Below are 22,489 nucleotides of genomic sequence, written 5' to 3' on the forward strand. Positions count from 1 at the left end.
TACGAGAACATTCATAACTACGCTTACACGACTGAAATAACTCAGAGGAAAAACCACATGACCCGTCGCGCCATTGGCGTTAGCGAACGTCCGCCGCTGCTACAGACCATACCACTCAGCTTCCAGCATCTCTTCGCCATGTTTGGGGCGACCGTGCTGGTGCCGATCCTGTTCAAGATCAACCCGGCGACGGTACTGCTATTTAACGGTATCGGTACACTGCTGTATCTGTTTATCTGTAAGGGCAAAATTCCGGCCTATCTTGGTTCCAGCTTTGCGTTTATTTCGCCAGTGCTGCTGTTATTGCCGCTGGGTTATGAGGTCGCTCTGGGCGGCTTTATCATGTGCGGCTTTCTGTTCTGTCTGGTTGCCCTGATCGTCAAGAAGGCAGGGACTGGCTGGCTGGATGTGATGTTCCCACCTGCGGCAATGGGCGCAATCGTTGCCGTCATTGGCTTGGAGCTAGCCGGTGTAGCGGCCAATATGGCGGGATTATTGCCTGCGGAAGGCACCACGGCAGATAGCACTACCATCACCATTTCACTGGTGACGCTGGGCGTAACCGTATTGGGTTCGGTGTTGTTCCGTGGTTTTCTGGCCATTATCCCGATCCTGATAGGGGTATTGGTGGGGTATGCCCTGTCGTTCATTATGGGAGTGGTGGATCTGACGCCAATCCGTGAAGCGCACTGGTTTGCCTTGCCAACCTTCTACACGCCACGTTTCGAGTGGTTTGCCATCTTTACCATCCTGCCTGCGGCACTGGTAGTCATTGCCGAGCACGTTGGTCACTTGGTGGTAACGGCAAACATCGTCAAGAAAGATCTGCTGCGCGATCCGGGCCTGCATCGTTCAATGTTCGCCAACGGCATCTCCACCGTGATTTCCGGCTTCTTCGGCTCAACGCCAAATACCACTTATGGCGAGAATATCGGCGTTATGGCAATTACCAAGGTCTACAGCACCTGGGTGATTGGCGGTGCGGCTATTCTGGCTATCCTGCTTTCCTGTGTGGGCAAACTGGCCGCGGCGATCCAGGCGGTACCCGTACCGGTTATGGGTGGTGTTTCGCTGCTGTTGTATGGTGTGATTGGTGCTTCGGGGATCCGTGTCTTGATCGAATCCAAAGTGGATTACAATAAGGCGCAAAACCTGATCCTGACTTCAGTTATCCTGATTATCGGCGTCAGCGGTGCCAAAGTGCATATTGGGGCTGCGGAATTGAAAGGTATGGCACTGGCGACGATTGTCGGCATTGGCCTGAGTCTGCTGTTTAAATTGATCAGCCTTTACCGCAAAGAAGAAGAAGTGATCGACGTACCGGAAGAGCGTTCCGAGCATAAATAGTAGGTAATATTCATTAACCAGTGCCCCTTGCTTTTACAAGGGGCACGTTCAAAAACGCCTTTCCACTTACTCCAAATCTTGCTGGTTGACGACTATCCAGTTTTTATCGGCATCGGCTGGTTGACCTGCTATTTTCTGTTGTTGTACCGCCTGTTGCTGCAACTGTGCCAACCGTTTTAAGGTTTCCGGGTTTCTGCTGATCCACAAGCGCTTGCCGATTTGAGCATCGGCGCTGTTAAATAGCATATAGGTATCTGAAAAAAGTGTGTCACCACCCACTAAAATTGGCTTTCTCCATTGGTCAATATAGGCCAGGATGCTGCCAGCTTTACCTTCGAACCATGTCATTGGATTAACCAGATAGGGTGTAATGGTGAGATCCTGGTTGCTTTCTGGAACGTAATTATTCGCTTTTATCTGTTTGCGTGCGGTAGTCAGGTCACCCGTTTTTCGGTTGAGTAATAGGGTATTGATGCCGATGACATTTTGCGGTTTTACGTTATAGCCATATTGCGGATTGCTGGCCACCATACGTACCAATTCTTCGTGAGCAGCACTCATAATGTAGACTTCAATACCGTTTTCCTGCAGTTTGGCAAACAGCTGCTGCATACCTGGTAATGGACGCGGAGGCGAGACACTTTTCTGCAGTAATTTATTGTTCTTGATATATTTTACTGGTATGTCTTCCTTCAATGCCATGAGTTCGTCAACCTGCTTATTTAACTCTCGTAAGGTAAAACCGGAAAAGATCTGTGCCGCCCATGGGTAACAGATCAGATCGTCCATTTCGCAAAGACGGTGGTAGTAGCTGTATAGGTTCTCGGCTTCACCAAGACTATCATTGAATGGAATTAATACTAGTGAGGGATCTATGTTATCCCTTTTCAATATGCCCTTATTTTCCATATAGGGTATCAGTGATTCCTCCAAATCATTTTTATAGGTGGTATTATCCATATCAAAAACCGCAAAATCACCTTTATTAGCTCGTTCAACAATCAGTTGAGTAAGCTGTTTAGCCTGCTCTTTTGGCCAAGAGGTTAATTCTGTTGCGTGGGCTGCTACACAGTGAAAAAACACCCCAAAAGCTATTGCCAGATTCATTATATTCTTCATCTGAAACATATTACCCTCCTTTATTGAATTTTATATTTTGGCAATTATAAGTATAGATGCTGACAAAAATTTGGGATGGATCGCAAATTTCTCATGTGGTTGACCTGTTTTTAAATATTAAATCTAGGCGGTGAATGTATAAACTTAAATATATAGCTCGATTGCCAATTAAGGGATTGCCGTACAGTCAAAATACGTACGTTCGAGTAGCTGGTGAATAAGAGTAATAACAGGATAATGTTTCAAGTTGATTAAGAACTATCCTGAAATTTCACAAGGAAATAAATTGCGTATGACGGTATGCACCTTCACCCTGAAAAAGAGTGATTTATAATGAAAATCACATAAGCTGCATTAAAATTAAGCTGTGGCTGTTGTACATGGCATTATCTTTAGCATTATCATCCTGAGTATAACTATGTTTAAATATTAATGTTATTGACAAAACTCTTCTGTTAATGACAACTTAGCTAAAAAACGGGGTATTATACCCAAAATAATTCGAGTTGCTTGTAGGCGGCAACTGAGCGAATCCCCAGGAGCTTACTCAGGTAAGTGACTGGGGTGAACGAAGGCAGCCAACAACCAAGCAATTTGAAGTATGAAGGGTATATACCCACGTTACTTTAAGTTGCAGGCGTGCTGCGAACAGCACTACCGCAGGAGCAGGGCACAAGTATGGGGCGAGTAAGGTTGCCAACGCTCAGGTAATTTGAGCGGGGGCTTTATCATTGGGTATGAAGAACTTGCATAGGTCAGCAATATTATAATTATGGAGAGTAGCATATAAAACCAAGAATCTAAAAATACAAGAATATAGTGCTTAGTTCCAGGGTCTTGTTTTTATTGCGAGGGTTGTTTTACCGCCCCGAAAGGATCATAGGATTACATCATGAACATTAGTTATTTTTTAAGTTACCTGTCACTTTTTTTATCGATTTGTTTTTATTGCAGTCACTCATACGCCTCCAATCCCGGCACCCTTACGGTGAAATTTGGCCAGACAACGGAGGATATGTTTAAGGCGACTCATCCTTATGCAGAGAGCGTGGGGGTTAACAAGGAGCTAGGAGGGAACATTTACAAGGAAATGCCTAATGAAAACAAGGAGGTGAATAAAGACATCGTTCATGAAGACCTAAAAAGTGTTTTTATATTGTTTGATCAGAATAAGAGTTTAACTGCGTTGCAACTCCAGTTTAAAAACGATTGCTTTAGTATTCTCAGTAAGTTTATGGAAAAGAAATACTCTGTCATCGTAAAGAAAACATCGTTATTTGGTAGCAACTATATGGAACTCTATCACGATAGGGTTGCTATTTATTTGATAACGCCCTCTTTCTTTTCAGAAACCTCATTGCTCTATATAGCAACCGATGTGAGAGATGAAATTTTAAAAAATCTACCCAAGGCGACACTTGAAGATGAGCGTGAGACGCTAAATGCCATCCTGGAAAGAAGCTTCACACCTAATAGGGTAGCTAGATGATTCAAAAACGCCTCTGCTATTACGCCAGGTATCACTCTGGCCTAGGTTTTGTTCCTTAATCGCCCGTGCTGTTCGCATGCTATTAAGGGATAAAGCCTTAACATTCCATGACCAGCGCGTTGGGTGAAACAGGGTAGTTATGCTGGGGTAAAAATAGTCGAAACGTTAAAAAAACTTATAAAATCAAAATGCTACCTCCCTACATTTTATCCAACGATCAGATTGACAACGCTTGATTTCTATCGTCTATTGCATAAAGCCGATATTTTGATGCTTTGCTGCAACCTCTGTCGGTATAAAACCAATCATCAGTGAAAAATAGAAAACTGATTTATTCTCAGGAAGTTACCTTTAATTTGCTAAGGAGTTAGCATGTCGCAGCACTTGCGTCATTTAGCATTAATACCGCTGTTAGTTCTCACCGCTTGCCATCAGCCAGTCAGCGTAACCACCACAAGCCCAATTCCTATCATGGCCAAAAGCCAACCGGCAGTGGTGGACAATGCCAGGATTGAGATCTCGAGCAGTGCACTGGAATACAACACGCAAAAAATTCAGAAGCTGCTGGGGAATAAATCCACCCTCTGCGCCATTCTGAAAGGGGATGCGTACGGGCACGATCTTTCTCTGGTTACGCCGATTATGCTGAAAAACAATGTTCAGTGCATCGGTGTTGCCAGCAATCAGGAACTGAAAACCGTACGTGAGCTGGGTTTTACGGGGCGTTTGATGCGCGTCCGCAATGCCACCGAGCAGGAAATGCGCCAGGCTACAGATTACGATGTTGAAGAACTGATCGGTAATCTGGATATGGCCAAGCGTCTGGATGCCATCGCCGCCCAGCAGGGGAAAACGTTGCGGATCCATTTGGCACTCAACTCTGGTGGCATGTCCCGCAATGGGCTGGAAGTCAGTAAAGCCGCTGGTCTGAATGAAGCTAAGGCGATCTCGGAGCTAAGTCATCTGAAAATTGTCGGTATCATGTCGCATTATCCGGAAGAAGATGCTGATGCGGTCAGGAAAGATCTCGCCCGTTTCAAAGTCCAGTCGCAGCAGGTACTTGATATTACTGGGCTCAAGCGTGATGCCGTAACGTTGCACGTTGCCAACACCTTCGCCACGCTGACCGTGCCGGAATCCTGGCTCGATATGGTGCGCGTCGGTGGGGTATTTTATGGTGATACTATCGCCAGTACAGAATACCGTCGTGTCATGACCTTCAAATCCTCTATTGCCGCGCTGAATCATTACCCGAAAGGTAATACCGTTGGTTATGACCGTACTTACAAGCTGAAGCGCGACTCTGTGCTGGCGAATATCCCAGTAGGCTATGCCGATGGCTATCGCCGGGTGTTCAGCAACGCAGGCTATGTACTCATCCAAGGGCAGCGGGTGCCGATTGTGGGCAAAACCTCAATGAATACCGTGATGGTTGATGTCACGGATCTAAAGAATGTTAACCCAGGTGATGAAGTTGTGTTCTTTGGCAAGCAGGGTAAGGCGGAGGTAACCGCAGAGGAAGTCGAAGAGATTAGCGGTGCGTTGTTTACCGAGATGTCGATCCTCTGGGGGGCGACCAACAAACGCGTTCTAGTGGATTAATTTGCGCGATCTGGCGGCGGTGGTTGGCCGTTGCCAGATAAATGTTTCTTCTCAATGCAGTGACATATTGGAGGGGCATTCTGCCTGTCACCCGAATGATCTGGGTGCATGGGAGTTCTTTTTGATTAAAAAACAGTCATGAAATCGTATTGTTACCATTGTTGTTACTGCTGGTTCAACTGTGGCTGCTTTCTGTGATAGACTGACCGCGTTTTTCTGCCAGTTTTGGTTGAGGTGCTTTTCTGAATACGCCGGCACAGCTTTCACTGCCACTTTATCTTCCCGATGATGAAACTTTTGCCAGTTTTTATCCGGGTGAAAATCCATCCTTATTAGCCGCGATCCAATCCGCAGTCCGTCAGGAACATGGTAGCTATATCTATTTCTGGTCACGCGAGGGCGGGGGGCGTAGCCATCTGCTGCATGCAGCATGCGCTGAGCTTTCGCAACGTGGCGATGCGGTGGGTTATGTCCCGCTGGATAAACGCGCGTACTTCGTGCCGGAAGTGCTGGATGGCATGGAACAACTGACTTTGGTGTGTATCGATAACATCGAATGTATAGCCGGTGATCAAGCCTGGGAAATGGCGATTTTTAATCTCTATAACCGTATTTTGGAAACGGGCCGTACTCGCTTGTTTATCACTGGCGATCGTCCACCCCGCCAGTTGAATCTGCATTTACCCGATCTGGCATCGCGTCTGGACTGGGGGCAAATCTACAAGCTTCAACCACTTTCTGACGAAGAAAAACTGTTGGCATTGCAATTGCGTGCCAAGCTGCGCGGTTTTGAACTGCCTGAAGATGTGGGGCGTTTTCTGTTAAAACGGCTGGATCGCGAGATGCGTACGCTGTTTATGACGCTGGATCAGCTTGATCGCGCTTCGATTACCGCGCAGCGCAAACTGACTATTCCATTCGTTAAGGAAATCCTGGGCTTGTAAGTGCTCTGTTTATTGCCTTTTAAAACTGTAGGGCTAAGCCGAGTTCCAGGCTCATTTTTATAAACTATCCGCAATTTTCCAATAGATATACCCTTCATACTTCAAGTTGCTTGGTTGTTGGCTGGGCTTACTCACCACAGTCACATAGTTATTTATGCTCCTGGGGCCTCGCAAGTTTGCCGCCTACAAGCAACTCGTATTATTTTGAGTATAGCTGCAGTTCTGCTCGGCAATTTTTATCTCTATTCTGCCTCTAATTCCCGCTACTTTTTAGTTTATTACTACTTCTAATTGGTTTTTCCGCCGATGATTATTGCTATGGACTACTTTTAGGCTATGCGAATAAAAATCATAGGGTAAATCCATGAATCACATTTTTAGCGTTGTCTGGAATTCTTCGCTCCAACTTTGGGTTGTCGCATCAGAACTCGCCAGCCGAGCCGGGCGTTTAGCTACAAACGTGGGTTCTACGCGGCGGTTACAGCAGGTTTCCATCGGAACGGTTGCCGGTGATCTGATAATCGGCTCACGTGTTGCTAAATGGAGTGCGACAGCAATCGCCGTGAATCTCCTGCTGAATTCAGCCGGGGCATGGGCCGCTTGTGCACCAACGCCTGTCGGCGGTGGCACCACAACCTGCACCGGTACCGATCAAATCACCACGGTGGGTAGTGGCCCGGGTCTTAACAACGTGACCATCAATGTCGACCCGGCAGCTCAGATCAGTACCGGCGAAAATACGGCGATTAGCGTTGACAGCAATTCAACCATCGATCTCGGCAGCAACGCTTTGGTTCAGAACGATTCGAGTAACACCAATAGTGCGGCAGGTCTATTCAGTGCCGGTCAAAACACCATCGAATTTAACAGTAATACCCAGCTCACCTTACAGGCTGGCGCGATAGTGTCTTCGCTGGGAACCGGGACGCAAAACGCGGCGGTTGCAGCGTTCGGTGCAAGTAATGCGATCATCAACTTTGGTACCATACAAGGGACCGCGAGTTCTGCTATCTGGTTTCTGAACAGGTCCATTGGGATAGCCAACACTCTCGATAACTACGGTATTATTCGGGCACAAGGCACTGCCGCCGCTATTGGTGTTCAGGCAGGCACGACGGGGGCAGTGCAGTTCATCAACCATACCGGCGGGACGGTGAACGGTAACGTGTTGTTGGGGGACGGTAATGACACAGTGACGCTTGATACCGGATCTATCCTCAACGGCAACGTTGATGGTGCAGGTGGCACCAACACCTTCAACCTCAGCAGCATTAACGGCACCAGCGATACTATGGCTGGCAATATCAGTAATTTCCAGACTGTGAACAAGTTGGGGGCTGGTGCATGGACCCTGTCGGGTAATCTTGGCAATACTGGCGCAAATGCGGCAATGGCAGTCAAGGTAACTCAGGGCCAATTGACCTTGAGCGGCACCAACACCTATGCCGGCGGGACGACAATCTCATCGGGTGGCACCTTGTCGGTGAGTGCTGATGCCAATATGGGCGCTGCGGCTCTCAATATCGGCAATGTTACACTGGATGGCGGCACATTGCGCTCAACCGCCAACTTCATAGCGTCAAACCAACGTAGGATGACCATCACCGGTAACAACGGGACTATCCAGACAGACGCCGGTGTCACTTTTAATTTTCCTAGTCTTATAAGCGGGGCGGGTTCCTTGACCAAAACAGGTACCGGCACACTGCAGCTCGGAACAGGCAACAGCTTCACTGGTGGTACCTTTATTACCGCAGGTACGGTGGTGGTCAACAACAATGGAGCCTTTGGGGCGGCGGATACCCCTGTGTTTATGAACGATGGCACCAAGCTCCAGACAAGTGGCACTTCATTTCTCACGCGTCCGTTTACGCTCGGCGGTGCAGTCACCTTCAACACACCATCCGATCTCAGCTTTAACGGGGTAATATCTGGTGTCGGCCCGTTGATCAAGACCGGTACCGGCTATTTAGCGCTCAGTAACGCCAATACCTATACCGGTGGTACCCAACTCCTTGCGGGTTCAATGCAAATTGGCACAAACGGGTCGATAGTCGGTAATGTGTTGAACAATGGCATACTCTCCTTCACCGGTACCAGCGCGAGGACCTTCAGCGGAGTCATTTCTGGCACTGGCACACTCTTCCAACAGGGCAGCAACAGGCTGGTGCTAACCGGTGTCAACACTTTTACCGGTTCTACTTTTGTCTCGTCAGGTGTCATGGAAGTCAGTCAGGCCGCCAATCTCGGTGCAGCGACGGGTTCGGTGATCATGGGCGGCGGAATCCTGGAAACCACCGACAGCTTTACTTTGACACGTAGAGTGTCCCTGAACAGTGCCAATGGCGCCATCCAGACCGGTGGCGGTACTACGCTGACGGCGACCGGAGTGTTCTCAGCTATCGGTAACAACCCTTTGAACAAGACCGGTGACGGTACGTTGGTATTCACTGCTGCCAATACTTATGCAGGCCCCACGACGGTATCCGCAGGCACGCTGCAGATTGGCAATGGTGGGGCGACCGGCAGTATTGTCGGTAATGTGGCCAACAATGCTACTCTGGTTTTTAACCGTTCGAATGCGTTGAGTTATGCCGGAGCCATCAGCGGCAATGGCACCCTCAACCAGATCGGTGCTGGCACCACACAGTTGACCGGGAATAGCGGAACCTTCTCCGGCACCACCAACGTCACCAATGGCACCTTGCAGGTGAACGGGACCTTGGGGAGTACAGCCAGTTCACTTTCCGTCACCTCGGGCGGAACTCTTAGTGGCAATGGGGTACTCGGCGGCGATGTCTCGATAGACGGTGGCATCCTGGCTCCCGGCAAGCTGACTATTAACGGTAACCTGGGGCTGACCGGTGCCTCGGTGCTGAATTACCAACTGGGTCAGGCCAACTCCGTAGGTAGCCCACTAAATAACCTTGTCGACGTGGGCGGCAATCTGACGCTCGACGGTACGCTGAATGTGGCCACGACTCCGGGCGGCAACTTTGGCCCGGGTCTTTATAACCTGATTAATTACAGCGGCATATTGACCAACAATGGTCTCACTCTCGGTACTATGCCGGTGGGCAGTACGCCTTTCCTGCAGACCAGCTACGCCAATCAGATCAACCTGGTGAACACCGGCGGCCTGACGCTCAACTATTGGGATGGTCCGGGGCCGAAGTTTAATAACGTGGTCAACGGTGGCTCTGGCGTCTGGCAAAATGCGCAGGGGAACGACGGTTGGACCGACTCGACCGGGGTGGTTAACGCCCCTTATACCAGCGGCGCTTTCGCCATCTTCGGCGGTACTGCGGGCACTGTGACCGTCGACAACAGTCTGGGGGATATCACCAGTTCGGGTATGCAGTTTGCCACCAGCGGCTATCTGCTCCAGGGGGATCCGATTACTCTGGCGACGGGAAGAAATATCATCCGGGTGGGGGATGGCGGTGCTGCCAGAGCTGGCTTTGTTGCCACCATTGACGCCTTACTCAGCGGGGCTGGTGGGGTAGAAAAGACCGATCTGGGCACTTTGGTGTTGGGCGGAGCTAACAGTTATACCGGCGGCACCACGATTTCCGGTGGCACCCTGTCCGTCAGCGCGGATAACAACCTCGGCGATTCAGCAGGGGATGTGGTGCTGAACGGCGGTACGCTACAAGGGACCGCCAGCTTTACCACTGCACGCGCCTTCGATGTAACGGCTAACCACGGGACGGTGCAGACCGATACAGGGGTGACGTTGATAACCAACGGGGCCTTTACCGGTAGCGGCAGTCTGACTAAAACCGGGGCCGGGACACTGCAGCTCAACGCCGATAACGCCTACGGTGGCAATACCACTATTGCCGCAGGAACGTTACAGTTGGGCAGTGGTGGATTGACTGGGTCACTGATCGGGGACGTGGTTAACAACGGCACCTTGATTGTCGAGCGCTCCAATACGCTGAATCTATCGGGGACGATAGGCGGCAGCGGTGCCTTTAACCAGGCGGGCAGTGGCACCACGGTATTGACCGGCAATAACACCTACAGCGGGGTGACCACCATCTCTGGCGGCACCCTGCAACTGGGCGACGGTGGAGCGACCGGCTCGGTCGTGGGTGACATTGTTGATGACGGCACGTTGATTTTTAATCGTACGGGCGCATTGACCTTGGACGGCAGTATCATTGGTTCGGGAACAATCCAGCATAACGGTAGCGGTATAACAACGCTGAATGGCGACAGCAGTAACTTTACGGGCGATACCAACGTCAGCAACGGGCTGTTGGTGGTTAATGGTACTCTCGGCGCGGCGGGCAGTACGATCTCAGTGGCTTCTGGAGGGGCTCTTGACGGTAATGGCACTATTGGCGGCAATGTGTTTGTTGCCGATGGCCTCCTGACCTCAACCGCACTAAAACCCATTACGCTGACCATCAACGGCGATCTCACGTTGAGTAATAACTCTACTATGGACTACCAGTTCGGGCAGGCTAATGTGAGCGGTGGTGTCTTCAATGATCTGACGGTGGTGGGCGGTAATCTGACGCTGGACGGTATATTAAACGTGTTAGTGCCAACTGGAGGTGATTTTGGGCCGGGTATTTATCGCGTCATCAGCTATGGCGGCACGCTGGTCGATAATGGTCTGGTGCTCGGCACCGTTCCTGCGAACACTATCGATTATATCCAGACTGGTTTCACCGGTCAGGTCAACCTGGTCAATACCACAGGATTAGTGCTCAACTATTGGGATGGTACGGGGCCTGAATTTAATGGCGTAGTGAACGGCGGCACTGGGATCTGGCAGGGCGCCGCTGGCAATACCTTATGGGCTGATAGTACCGGTACGCTCAATGCAGCCTATGCCGCTGATGCCTTCGCTATTTTTGGCGGCGCACCGGGCACGGTGACGGTTGATAACAGCCTTGGGGCGGTGACCTCTTCGGGGATGCAGTTTATTGTCGATGGTTATCGGATCGAGGGTGGGCCGATTACGCTGGTAGGGGATACAAACTTTATTCGAGTGGGTGATGGTACTCAGGACGGTGCCAGTTACGTCGCTACCATTGAGTCTGAATTAAACGGTACTGGTGGCGTTACATTATCGGGCTTGGGAACGCTGGTGCTTACAGGAGCCAACGATTATCAGGGGGGAACCACCATCCAGGACGCCACGCTCCAGTTAGGCGAGGGTGGTACCTCAGGGTCGATCATTGGCGATGTGCTTAACAACGGGAAGCTTGTCTTTGACCGTTCCGATAGTTCAAGTGTTAGCGGTGTAATCGGTGGCACCGGTGCTGTAGAGCAAATAGGTACAGGTACCACCGTATTAACCGCAACCAACAGTTACTCTGGTGGCACGACTATCTCGGCGGGCACTCTGCAACTGGGTGATGGTGGTAACACCGGTTCGATCATTGGCGATGTGGTCAATGACGGCACACTGGCTTTCAACCGCTCGGATAACACAGCCTTCTCTGGTGTGATTTCTGGCACGGGTGCGGTGAAACAAGTGGGTAGCGGGACCACTACGCTGAGTAACGATAATAGTTATCAAGGAGGAACGACGATTGCCGTTGGCACGCTGGCGGGTTCAGCTACCAGCTTTGGCAGTGGTGCAATCCTCAACGACGCGACGCTGATCATCAATCAAGCTACGGATGCCGCTTTCAGCAATACGATTGATGGCAGTGGCTCTCTGGTCAAAAACGGCGCAGGTACGCTGTCATTAAATGGGGCAGTCACTTACACCGGACAGACCGACATCAATGCCGGTGGCCTGGTATTAGGCAGCAATACGCTAGCCAGCCAGCAGGTTAACGTTGCTGAAAATGCCTTTTTAGCCGGTGTTAGTCGTGTAGCGGGCGCAATTAATAACCTCGGTACGCTGTTTGTCGGAACTCAATCTCAGGCGGATACACCGCAGATATCGCAATTCTCGGCAATCCAGCCCGCCTCATCTGCGAATGTGTTGACCATTGGTACTGATTTGAATAACAGCGGCACGGTATTTATTGGTAATAAAGCCAGCGAAGGCAACGCAATGGCTGGGAACCAGTTAGTGATCAACGGTAACTATACGGGTAACAATGGCTTGCTGCATTTCAATACGGCACTGGGTGATGACACCTCAGCCACAGATAGCATGATTGTTAAAGGCAATAGCAGTGGAACCACGCGTGTAAGCGTGGATAACGCGGGCGGTTTGGGGGCTCAGACCGTCGAGGGGATCGAGTTAATCCAGGTGAACGGGCTATCAGGGGGGGATTTTGTGCAACAGGGGCGTATTGTCGCCGGGGCCTATGATTACAGCCTGGCACGGGGTACGGGCACCAATGTGGCTAACTGGTATCTGACCAGTGTGAAAAACTCGAACGATGATTCGGTTACTCGCCCCGAAGCAGGAAGCTATGCGGCAAACCTTGCTGCAGCCAATAGCATGTTTTTAACCCGTCTGTACGATCGCTCAGGAGAAACCCAATACATTGATGCAATTACCGGGGAGATCAAGGTAACCAGCATGTGGCTGCGTAATCAGGGAGGGCACAATCGTTTCCGCGATGAGAGTGGTCAATTGGCAACGCAAAGTAATCGCTATGTACTGCAACTGGGGGGGGAAATTGGCCAGTGGAGCAGTAATTCGCTGGATGGTTTCCATCTTGGAGCGATGGCAGGCTACGGTAATAGCAAGAGTCGTACACGCTCGGATCATTCAGATTATCGGTCAGATGGCAGCGTCAACGGCTACTCTCTAGGTTTGTACGGCACCTGGTATGCCAATGAAAAAGATAAATTAGGGTTGTATGTGGACAGTTGGGCGCAATACAGCTGGTTCAATAATAGGGTCAATGGGCAGGGTTTAAGCGGCGAAAATTACAAATCCAAAGGGGTTACCGCATCGGTAGAAAGTGGCTATACGTTTAAACTCGGTGAAAACTCCGCTAAAGATGTGGCGTATTTTATCCAGCCTAAAGCTCAGATGGTATGGATGGGAGTCAAAGCCGATCGGCACACGGAAGCCAACGGTACTCAGGTAACGGGCGAGGGTAATGGAAATCTTCAGACGCGGCTGGGGGCGAGGGCATACACGAAAGTGCACACTGCGAACGCTAGCGGCAAGAACCTTGAACTCCAGCCGTTTGTGGAAGTGAACTGGCTGCACAATACCAAGAACTTCGGCGTAGCGATGGATGGCGCCAAAGTGACGCAGGCGGGTGCAGAGAATATCGGCGAGCTGAAAATGGGCGTTGAAGGGCAAGTTAACAAGAAACTGAGCGTCTGGAGCAACGTTGGCGTGCAGGTTGGTAACGCAGGTTACAATGATACCGCAGTGATGTTGGGGGTGAAATACAACTTCTAAGCCAACACGTCTTTGGTAAAACAGCCCCTTTCATGGCTGGGAATGAAAGGGGCGACTGAGTCAAAAGGTTTCACCGGTCTGAGGTGTAAATGTCAGGCCGGATTTCTTTCTCCTTCCGCCTTGCTCTCTTTGCTTTGAATCAACCTCAACGCTAGATAAAGATCGGGAACCAGGATCAGATCGCGTTCTTTATTATCTGAACGATTGATACGAAACCAGCGCGTCAACTCGGTTCGACGGCCCGCGAGCACCAGGCTGATTCCGCGTGATTTAAGGTCCTGCTTCAGCTCTTCGATAGCGGAGAGCACGCTGATATCGGCGTGGGTAAAGCTGGCTACGGCATCAATCACTACCCAGCGCGGTTGCGAAGGCGAACTCTCTACCAGGCTGATGATCCGCCGTTTGAAATAGGCGACATTAAAATAGGTCAATGGTGAATTAAAGCGGTACATCATCACGCCGTCGACCGCTTTAATGCCGTTGTTGCTGCCTATTGAATGGATCAAACCCTCATCATTGACTCCAAGCAACTGCTCGGTGGGCCGGAATACGGTCTGTAGAAACTGCAGCAGGCCAAGCAGAACCGCTAAGCCGATACCGGGAATGATCCCCACCAGCAATACGCTCAAGAAAGTAAACAGCGCCAGACTGAACGCACGGCGATTGCGTTTACGCAGGCGGAAGATGCTGCGCATATCCAGCAGCGACCAAGTGGCGTAAATCAGCACCACCCCCAGGACTGCAATAGGAATAAACTGCAGGGGTTCATTAAAAAACACCACCACCACAGCGATCGCCAGAGCAGCAATCACAGACACCAATTGGCTCTTGCCCCCGCTGGCGTCGTTAACGGCGGTACGGGAGTTGGCTCCACTGATGGCAAAACCCTGCGAAAGCCCGGAGACGATATTCACCAACCCCAATGCGCGGAACTCGCGGTCAGCATCAACCTCGTAGCCATTTTTTGTTGCAAAACTGCGTACGGTCAGCATCATAATGACAAAGCTGACCACAGCCAGGTTTAACGCCGGGAGCACCAACTCACGCAGCAGCCCCGGCTTAAAGTCAGGCCACGCTACTACCGGTAGCCCACCACCGGCATAGGCTGAAACTGTTGCAACACCAAAACGCGGTAAATTAGCGGCCCAGGTCAAACCGGTAATCAATACGACGGCGAAGAGAGGTGCTGGCCAACTGGGGCGGAAATGACGCACCCCAAGCAAGATCAGCAGCGTCAGCAGCGAGACCCCAATAGTGGGTAAGTGACTGTTGAGTAAGTTCCCCGGTAACGCGTAAATGCGTTCAATCAGCTCACTGGAAGGGGAGGTGTAGCCTAACACCTTGCTGATCTGGTTAACGATAATTGTCAGCGCTACACCGTTCAGCAATCCGTTCAAAATCGGGCGTGAAAGCAGGTCGGCAATCGCTCCCAGTTTGAAACGGCTGGCAATCAGGCACCAGGTTCCCATCATCAAGGTCATAATGATGGTCAATTGCCAGTGCAACTCGCTATTACCTGCGGCTAGTGGTGCCACTACTGCGGCAATAACCGCGCAGGTTGCCGCGTTAGGCCCGACGATTAGTTGGCGTGAAGTGCCAAAAATGGCATAGGCGATCATCGGCAAAATACAGGAGTAAAGGCCGACAATCGCATTCACACCGGCCAACTCGGCGTAAGCAATGGCGACTGGTAATGCAACCGCTGCCACCGAGAGGCCCGCGCGAATATCATATTTCAGCCAACTGCGTTCATAAGCCAACAGGTTCATCAGGCCTGGGGCAATACTCTCAAGGGATTTACGCTGCATATATTTTCCATCAGATAAAGTAATAGGAATGTATACCCGTCACCATTCAAACGGCAGCGGTGTTGGCTGCGTTACGCTTCCCCTGCGTAGTTAAATAATTTCTAGTACTTGCTCCGGCGGCCGCCCGAGGCGCGCTTGGCTGCCTTTCACCACGATAGGGCGTTCAATCAGTTTTGGATTTTCTACCATTGCGGCAAGCAGTTGCTCTTCGCTCAGGGATCCATCAGCCAGTTTCAGTTCTTTGTATAGATCTTCATTTTTACGCATCAGTTGACGTGCGGTGCTGAAACCCAGTTCTTTCAGTAATTTCTTCAACTCGTCTACGGAAGGTGGTGTTTCCAGATATAAAACCACTTGCGGTTTCACGCCGTGCTGTTCCAGCAACGCGAGCGTTTCACGGCTCTTCGAGCAACGTGGGTTGTGATAAATCGTGATATTGTTCATTTCAATCATTCCTTGTTCAAATCAGGTGCGCTGGAATTTGCTGAATGTTTTTTGCAACTGACGTAGTTGGTCTATACGCGCATCATAACGGGCCTGATTCAGGCTACCGAGTTTTTGCAATGAGCTGGCGTTGCTGAGCAGGCCGATTGCCTGATCAAAATTACCCGTCAATGCCAGGCTTTCTGCGCGGGCCGAGAGCTCTTCATCACGTAACCCTTGCGCTGCACTGGCCTGGGCCAGCAAATCCCAACCGTTCGGGTCGTCCGGGTGGGTAAAGGTATAGCGGTTGAGGATTTTTGAGGCTTGAGCGGGCTGATTGCCCTCCACGTAGGCATTGGCCAGATTGAGCAGTAGCACCGGATTTTTGCTTTGTGCGGCGTTGACGGCTTCCAGGCGGGCAATGGCCTGCGCCGCCTTATTCTGGCCCAAATCGATGTCTGTAATCAGATCCAGTAACCAGACGTTTTTCGGATCTTGGGCCAGCAAGGGCTGAATAATATTACGGGCGTCATCGTACTTTTTCGCTTCGTAAGAGAGGATCGCCCGGCCATACTTTGCGGCCATTTGCTCCCTCACGTTACCCTTAGCGTATTTTTCCAGCAGTTCGTCGTTCAGGCCGTACCCCTCTGAACTGTACATGCCGAGAGCACGTATCCTCGCCAGCAGATAGTCCTGGCTGGATTGCACGATATGGCGTGGCATCTGATTGGCACGGTTACGCGCGTCTGAAAGACGGCTGTCTGGTAGGGGGTGCGTCAGTAACATTTCAGGTGGTTTGGAGGCGTAACGGGACTGATCGGCGAGTTTCTGCATGAAATCAGGCATGGCAACTGGATCAAAACCTGAACGTTGCAACACCTGGATCCCGATACGGTCAGCCTCTTGTTCATTGGCCTGGGTGAAACTGATAATCCCTTGCTGTGCTCCCGCCAGGGTGCCGCTCAAGGCGGCCATTCCCATGGTAGGGTTCGCCATCGCCAGCAAAACTGAGCCCAATGCACCCACCCAGGTCAACGGCGCATTACGCTGCTGGTCTTCCATCGCCCGAGCCAGATGGCGTTGAGTCACGTGAGAAATTTCGTGTGCCAACACCGAGGCCAATTGGCTCTCGTTATCGGTCTCGCGGAATAGTGCCGTATGCAATACGACGTTGCCACCAAAGAAGGCGAAGGCGTTTATTTCATCGTTGCGCACCAGAAAGAAGTGGAACGGGGTTTTTACCGAATAGGCATTGGCCACCAGTCGGTTACCCAACTGGTTAATATACTGGGTGAGTAATGGATCATTGACTAATGGAGCACTGGCGCGCAGTTGGCGCACGTAAAAATCACCCATGACCTGCTCTTGGGCAATGCTCAAGGTTCCGCCGGCGGTTGTGCCTATATCCGGTAGTTGGTCTTGTGTTTGGGCATTCACTGGCGCCAGTACAGAAACACTCAGGGTGCCGATCAGTAAAACGGCTAAAGCTGTTTGGGTGAACCGGGTGATCATAGTCAGGCATTTCCCTTAAAAAAATCATCAACTACCAAGGTGTCAGCATCACAATAAGAGTTCTTCTTCCGTGCCCGACTCTCCAGTACAATCATTGTGAGAGTGCCCTAGGCTGTGTCCCTTAATTGCACGCGAGCGCCGCTGGCGGTCATTTGCGCACAGGGCAAGGCGTGAGCCGCGAGGTTTGGTGGACCAAATAAGCGGCGAACAACGCCGCAATGCGCGCAAATGGCCCCAGCCCGAAGGGTCGCGCCCCAAAAGCCCGTTCGAAGTAAAGTCGGGCTTGAACAGAGGGCCACTCTGCCCTTCACCCTCCGCCTTGATAACGGGCTTTTGGGTCTGCGACGGCACCACGGGCAACTAAGGGACACAGCCTGGCTCACAAAATAGTCCGCTTGCGGAGCGTGCGCCTAAGTGGGCGGCGCCATGAGATCATAATAGCCAGCCACTGCCGACAATGAAATGTTTGTCCGGCGATATAATTGTCGGCTTTCAAACTGGCCACTCTGCGGCATCTTTCAGCCATAGGGTATAAGCGACCTGAAATTGTGTTAAAACAAACAAATAGGGCCACATAGTGAACGACCATCGTCCACTTGCATTGATGAAATAAGGAGTAATCTCTGATGTTGGAGATGTTATTACAGTGGTATCGGCGTCGGTTTACCGATCCGCAGGCCGTTGCACTGTTGGTCATTCTGGTTGTTGGGTTCTGTATTCTCTATTTTATGCACGGGATTTTGGCGCCGCTGTTGGTGGCGATTGTACTCGCTTATCTGCTGGAATGGCCGACGGCGCGTTTGCAAGGCCTGGGTTTTTCACGCAATTGGGCGGCAAGCCTGATGCTGATCGTGTTTGGCGGTATTACCTTGCTATTGGTTTTTGTGGTGGCACCAACCGCCTGGCAGCAGGGTATCAACCTAATGACCGATCTACCCAAAATGCTTAATCAGTTCTACAACTTTGCGACGACCTTGCCGAAACGATATCCGGCGCTGGTGGATGCAGGCATCATCGATATGATGACCGAGAACCTGCGTGGGCGGTTGTCCAGCATGGGGGAATCGGTGGTGAAATTCTCGCTGGCCTCCCTGGTTGGGCTATTGACGCTGGCCATCTATCTGATCCTGGTGCCACTGATGCTGTTCTTCCTGCTCAAGGATAAGGAGCAGATGATTAATGCAGTACGCCGCGTTTTGCCTCGTAACCGTGGGCTGGCGGGGCAGGTTTGGACCGAGATGAACCAGCAGATCACTAACTATATTCGCGGCAAGGTGCTGGAGATGGTGATAGTGGGGGTCGTTACCTATCTGGTGTTCTTTATTCTGGATATGCGCTATTCCTTGCTATTGGCTGTGCTGGTAGGGTTTTCTGTACTGATACCTTACATCGGTGCGGTGTTGGTGACGATCCCGGTAGTGGTGGTGGCGATGTTCCAATGGGGTATCGGTGCCGATTTCTGGACGCTGATTATCGCTTATCTGGTGATCCAGGCATTGGATGGTAACCTGTTGGTGCCGATCCTGTTCTCTGAAGCTGTCAATCTACACCCGTTGGTGATCATTCTTTCGGTGGTTATTTTTGGTGGCCTGTGGGGATTCTGGGGGGTGTTCTTTGCGATCCCATTGGCAACATTGGTGAAAGCGGTGATCCACGCCTGGCCGGATGAATTGCGGGTTGAAACCGAGTAAGTCTTGAATAAAGCGCAGCAAAGAGGTTTGCTGCGCTTGGAGGTATTGTTACTGCTTGAGGTAATCCATAACAATGTCGTGATGATTGGTGGTCTTGAAATCATCAAACACTTTTTCAACTTTACCGTTGGTGTCGATCAGGAAGCTGATGCGATGGATGCCATCATAGGTTTTACCCATGAAGGTTTTTTCACCCCACACACCAAACTGCTGCGCGACCTGATGATCTTCATCAGACAACAGTGTGAAGTTGAGCAACTCCTTCTCGGCAAAACGTGACAGCTTCTCTGGTTTATCGGTACTGATGCCAAGCACTTCGACACCCGCCTTTTTAAACTCATCCATGTTGTCCCGTAATCCACAAGCTTGTACGGTGCACCCTGGCGTCATAGCTTTGGGATAAAAGTAAACAAGTACTCGTTGTCCTTGGAAGTCGGCCAGACTAATTTCCTCGCCATCCTGGTCTGGTAAACTAAATTTCGGCGCTGTATCACCGGCTTTCAATGGGCTCATCACTACTCTCCATCTTTATCGTCATGCTGCGGATAGTTCGCAACGCTAATACTGCCTTGCGCATTCAATTCTGTACATAGGCGATAGAAGGCTTGTTCAATATTTGAGGCATCCTGATCGCCAGAACTATGTGCGGTGATCTGAATATAGAGCTGGGGAGGCAAGCCGCCCTCAGCTGGCTGGGTACGAGAAACCAATTCAGCGATGTTCATCTGTCTGGAGCCAAACAGGCCGGTAAAACGCTCGATGATGTGCGGTGAGTCCTTCACTTCGACTTGTACCCACACCGTTGCAGGCATGGGCGGCCTTTCTTGCGAGTTTGTGCGCTTCATCACGATCAGTAAATCCAGCTCTGCGCCTTTTTGCGGCAAAGTCGATTCAATCAGGGTGATCGCGTTCCAACTGCCGGACAGCAGCATGATGAAGGTAAACTCTTCACCCAGCATGGCCAGACGGCTATCTTCGATATTGCACCCACAACTGCTGACGTGGCGGGTGATGGTATTGACGATACCGGGGCGATCCGCACCCAGTGCGGTAATCACAAGATAGTGCTCATCTGGCTTAGGCAAAATACAGCTTCCTGTCGAACTCAATGGGGTTACCATGGTAAACATAAAAAAAACCGCCTGCCAAGCGCTTACAACACGTTGATTGCTTGCTTTTGGATAGGTGACAAAAGTACCATGAAGAACTTGTTTGTGGAGGGGATGGCCAATGTTTACGGGAAGTATTGTTGCACTAGTGACGCCGATGGACGACAAAGGTGCTGTCGATCGTGCGAGCCTAAAAAAACTGATTGATTACCATGTAGCCAGCGGAACTGCAGCTATCGTTTCTGTAGGGACCACCGGTGAGTCAGCCACGCTTAACCACGATGAGCATATCGACGTGGTATTGCAGACTCTGGAGCTGGCCGCGGGCCGTATTCCGGTGATTGCCGGGACCGGTGCCAATTCCACCAGCGAAGCCATTTCGCTCACTCAACGCTTGAGCAATACGGGTGTAGTCGGGTGCCTGTCGGTAACCCCTTACTATAATAAGCCCACTCAGGAAGGTTTGTATCAGCATTTTAAAGCCATTGCTGAAAGCACCGATCTGCCGCAGATCCTCTATAACGTGCCTTCACGTACCGGTTGTGACATGCTGCCGCCAACCATTGCACGTTTAGCCAAAATCAAAAATATTGTCTCCGTCAAAGAAGCTACGGGGAACTTAAGTCGTGTTAGTCAGATCCAAGTGCTGGTTGATGATGAAGACTTCATTTTGCTGAGCGGCGATGACGCCAGCGGTCTGGATTTCATGCAACTGGGTGGTAAAGGGGTGATTTCCGTGACGGCCAACGTGGCGGCCCGTGAAATGGTTGAACTCTGTCGCCTGGCAGCGCAAGGCAACTTTGCCGAGGCCCGCCGATTGAATCAGCGCTTGATGCCGTTGCATCAGGATTTGTTTGTAGAAGCAAACCCAATTCCGGTGAAATGGGCCTGTAAGGCATTGGGATTGATGGCAACCGATACGATGCGTCTGCCTATGACGCCGTTGACTGACGCTGCCCGTCCTGTCGTGGAGCGTGCGTTGAAAAGCGCCGGTTTGCTGTAACTCTTAGGAAAATTTGATGGCTTATTCATTGCAAAAGTCGACGGTAGCAACAGTCGTGGGTATAGCGCTTATGATGACGCTGGCGGCATGTTCTTCCGATCAGCGCTACAAGCGTCAGGTCAGCGGAGATGAATCCTATCTTGATGCTGCTCCGCTAAAACCGTTGAACGCACCGGCTGGCCTTATCCTGCCGGTGCAAGCAGGTAACTATGAGGTTCCGGTAGCCACGCAGAAAGGCCAAACTGGCAAGCAACTGGATATCCGTCCGCCAGTGCAACCACTGGCTCTGCTGAGCGGTTCTCGTGGGCAAAATGCGGGTGATAGCGGAACGTTGCTGTTGGAAAATAGCCCGCAGAACCAGAATCTCTGGCCGCGCATCGCCAGTTTGCTTCAGGCGAAAAACATGCCGATTGCTTCTCGCCAGGATGCCGAACAGACGCTGACTACCGACTGGGTGAAGTGGAACCGGCTGGATGAAGATATTCAGTACGAAGGCCGCTACCAGATTTCGCTACAGAAGCAGGGTTACCAACAGGCGTTGGTGGTGAAAACCCTCGAACTGCGCCAGCAAGGGCAGACCGAGAAGGTGACTAATCCTGCCGAGGTTCAGCGCTACAACAGCATGATGATGAATACCATCGTTGCAGGTCTGGATAAACAGGACAATCTGACCACTAGCCAGACGGCCAAGCGTATTGGTGCGCTGGATGTACAAAGCGGTGCTGATGATACAGGCCTGCCAACGCTGATTGTGCGTGCACCTTACGCGATAGTGTGGGATCGCCTGCCGGCAGCACTGGAAAAACTGGGGATTAAAGTGGGGGACCGCAGCCGTCCGCAGGGCACCGTTGCTGTCACCTATAAGTCTCTGAATGCAGCCGATTGGCAAGCATTGGGCGTGAATGATCCTGAACTGAAGGAAGGTGATTACAAGCTGCAGGTTGGTGATCTGAATAACCGCACCAGTTTGCAATTTATCGATTCCAAAGGTAAGCCGTTGGCTCAGGCGCAGAATGATGCGCTGGTGGCGGTATTCCAGGCGGCTTTCAGCCAGACCAGCGTTAAATAATTACCCTAAAGGGGCTTCGGCCCCTTTTTGT

General features: G+C 51.0%; 14 protein-coding genes. 8 read left to right on the plus strand and 6 right to left on the minus strand.

Features of this window, described 5'->3' with window-relative positions; all coding sequences use genetic code 11:
• Window positions 1-57 precede the first annotated feature (57 nt).
• Window positions 58-1,347: a uracil permease gene (uraA, locus tag SAQUA_RS07595; protein ID WP_380672243.1), complete on the plus strand. Its 1,290-nt coding sequence runs from the start codon at window positions 58-60 to the stop codon at window positions 1,345-1,347.
• Window positions 1,348-1,413: 66 nt separating this feature from the next.
• Here uraA and SAQUA_RS07600 read toward each other — a convergent pair whose 3' ends face one another.
• Entirely contained in the window at window positions 1,414-2,475 is a 1,062-nt protein-coding gene (locus SAQUA_RS07600; protein WP_380672245.1) for a haloacid dehalogenase-like hydrolase, read from the minus strand.
• A gap of 883 nt (window positions 2,476-3,358) precedes the next feature.
• Between SAQUA_RS07600 and SAQUA_RS07605 the strand changes: the two genes are divergently transcribed.
• The 4 genes from SAQUA_RS07605 (at window position 3,359) to SAQUA_RS07620 (ending at window position 13,843) form a co-directional block, all read left to right on the plus strand.
• Window positions 3,359-3,955 carry a hypothetical protein gene (locus tag SAQUA_RS07605; RefSeq protein WP_380672247.1) on the plus strand — a complete coding sequence of 199 codons (597 nt, stop codon included), beginning with the start codon at window positions 3,359-3,361 and terminating at the stop codon, window positions 3,953-3,955.
• Between the two features lie 372 nt (window positions 3,956-4,327).
• Complete coding sequence (alr, locus tag SAQUA_RS07610; protein ID WP_380672249.1) at window positions 4,328-5,557, plus strand: alanine racemase; 1,230 nt, start codon at window positions 4,328-4,330, stop codon at window positions 5,555-5,557.
• 242 nt (window positions 5,558-5,799) lie between these two features.
• Window positions 5,800-6,501, plus strand: a complete 702-nt coding sequence (gene hda, locus SAQUA_RS07615; protein WP_380673608.1) for a DnaA inactivator Hda — start codon at window positions 5,800-5,802, stop codon at window positions 6,499-6,501.
• Window positions 6,502-6,865: 364 nt separating this feature from the next.
• Entirely contained in the window at window positions 6,866-13,843 is a 6,978-nt protein-coding gene (locus SAQUA_RS07620) for an autotransporter outer membrane beta-barrel domain-containing protein (RefSeq protein WP_380672251.1), read from the plus strand.
• A 92-nt stretch (window positions 13,844-13,935) separates the two neighbouring features.
• On the opposite strand, the gene SAQUA_RS07625 is transcribed toward SAQUA_RS07620, so the two are convergent.
• From SAQUA_RS07625 to SAQUA_RS07635, 3 genes are all read right to left on the minus strand, one after another.
• A complete protein-coding gene (locus SAQUA_RS07625; protein ID WP_380672253.1) occupies window positions 13,936-15,651 on the minus strand; it encodes a SulP family inorganic anion transporter in 1,716 nt (571 codons plus the stop codon).
• A gap of 90 nt (window positions 15,652-15,741) precedes the next feature.
• Complete coding sequence (gene arsC / locus SAQUA_RS07630) at window positions 15,742-16,095, minus strand: arsenate reductase (glutaredoxin) (RefSeq protein WP_380672255.1); 354 nt, start codon at window positions 16,093-16,095, stop codon at window positions 15,742-15,744.
• A gap of 21 nt (window positions 16,096-16,116) precedes the next feature.
• On the minus strand, window positions 16,117-17,586 hold the full coding sequence (locus tag SAQUA_RS07635; RefSeq protein ID WP_380672257.1) for a M48 family metalloprotease: 1,470 nt from the start codon (window positions 17,584-17,586) through the stop codon (window positions 16,117-16,119).
• A gap of 626 nt (window positions 17,587-18,212) precedes the next feature.
• On the opposite strand from SAQUA_RS07635, the gene SAQUA_RS07640 reads away from it, so the two are divergent.
• Complete coding sequence (locus SAQUA_RS07640) at window positions 18,213-19,277, plus strand: AI-2E family transporter (RefSeq protein WP_380672259.1); 1,065 nt, start codon at window positions 18,213-18,215, stop codon at window positions 19,275-19,277.
• Window positions 19,278-19,325: 48 nt separating this feature from the next.
• Here the strand turns inward: SAQUA_RS07640 and bcp are convergent, their stop codons facing one another.
• Both bcp and SAQUA_RS07650 read right to left on the minus strand, forming a co-directional pair.
• Window positions 19,326-19,790 carry a thioredoxin-dependent thiol peroxidase gene (bcp, locus tag SAQUA_RS07645; RefSeq protein WP_380672261.1) on the minus strand — a complete coding sequence of 155 codons (465 nt, stop codon included), beginning with the start codon at window positions 19,788-19,790 and terminating at the stop codon, window positions 19,326-19,328.
• A gap of 2 nt (window positions 19,791-19,792) precedes the next feature.
• Window positions 19,793-20,398 carry a glycine cleavage system transcriptional repressor gene (locus SAQUA_RS07650; RefSeq protein WP_380673609.1) on the minus strand — a complete coding sequence of 202 codons (606 nt, stop codon included), beginning with the start codon at window positions 20,396-20,398 and terminating at the stop codon, window positions 19,793-19,795.
• A 109-nt stretch (window positions 20,399-20,507) separates the two neighbouring features.
• On the opposite strand from SAQUA_RS07650, the gene dapA reads away from it, so the two are divergent.
• A complete protein-coding gene (dapA, locus tag SAQUA_RS07655) occupies window positions 20,508-21,389 on the plus strand; it encodes a 4-hydroxy-tetrahydrodipicolinate synthase (RefSeq protein WP_380672263.1) in 882 nt (293 codons plus the stop codon).
• 16 nt (window positions 21,390-21,405) lie between these two features.
• Window positions 21,406-22,458, plus strand: coding sequence for an outer membrane protein assembly factor BamC (bamC, locus tag SAQUA_RS07660; protein WP_380672265.1), 1,053 nt, complete (start codon window positions 21,406-21,408; stop codon window positions 22,456-22,458).
• Window positions 22,459-22,489 lie beyond the last annotated feature (31 nt).

This window comes from Serratia aquatilis (assembly GCF_044865145.1).
In the GTDB taxonomy this organism is placed as follows: Bacteria; Pseudomonadota; Gammaproteobacteria; order Enterobacterales; family Enterobacteriaceae; genus Chania; species Chania aquatilis.

Bases quoted from the DNA above. Each gene is read 5' to 3' on its own strand.
- uraA (WP_380672243.1), top strand. From the start codon at position 58: ATGACCCGTCGCGCCATTGGCGTTAGCGAACGTCCGCCGCTGCTACAG.
- SAQUA_RS07600 (WP_380672245.1), bottom strand. From the start codon at position 2,475: ATGTTTCAGATGAAGAATATAATGAATCTGGCAATAGCTTTTGGGGTG.
- SAQUA_RS07605 (WP_380672247.1), top strand. From the start codon at position 3,359: ATGAACATTAGTTATTTTTTAAGTTACCTGTCACTTTTTTTATCGATT.
- alr (WP_380672249.1), top strand. From the start codon at position 4,328: ATGTCGCAGCACTTGCGTCATTTAGCATTAATACCGCTGTTAGTTCTC.
- SAQUA_RS07620 (WP_380672251.1), top strand. From the start codon at position 6,866: ATGAATCACATTTTTAGCGTTGTCTGGAATTCTTCGCTCCAACTTTGG.
- SAQUA_RS07625 (WP_380672253.1), bottom strand. From the start codon at position 15,651: ATGCAGCGTAAATCCCTTGAGAGTATTGCCCCAGGCCTGATGAACCTG.
- arsC (WP_380672255.1), bottom strand. From the start codon at position 16,095: ATGAACAATATCACGATTTATCACAACCCACGTTGCTCGAAGAGCCGT.
- SAQUA_RS07635 (WP_380672257.1), bottom strand. From the start codon at position 17,586: ATGATCACCCGGTTCACCCAAACAGCTTTAGCCGTTTTACTGATCGGC.
- SAQUA_RS07640 (WP_380672259.1), top strand. From the start codon at position 18,213: ATGTTGGAGATGTTATTACAGTGGTATCGGCGTCGGTTTACCGATCCG.
- bcp (WP_380672261.1), bottom strand. From the start codon at position 19,790: ATGAGCCCATTGAAAGCCGGTGATACAGCGCCGAAATTTAGTTTACCA.
- SAQUA_RS07650 (WP_380673609.1), bottom strand. From the start codon at position 20,398: ATGGTAACCCCATTGAGTTCGACAGGAAGCTGTATTTTGCCTAAGCCA.
- dapA (WP_380672263.1), top strand. From the start codon at position 20,508: ATGTTTACGGGAAGTATTGTTGCACTAGTGACGCCGATGGACGACAAA.
- bamC (WP_380672265.1), top strand. From the start codon at position 21,406: ATGGCTTATTCATTGCAAAAGTCGACGGTAGCAACAGTCGTGGGTATA.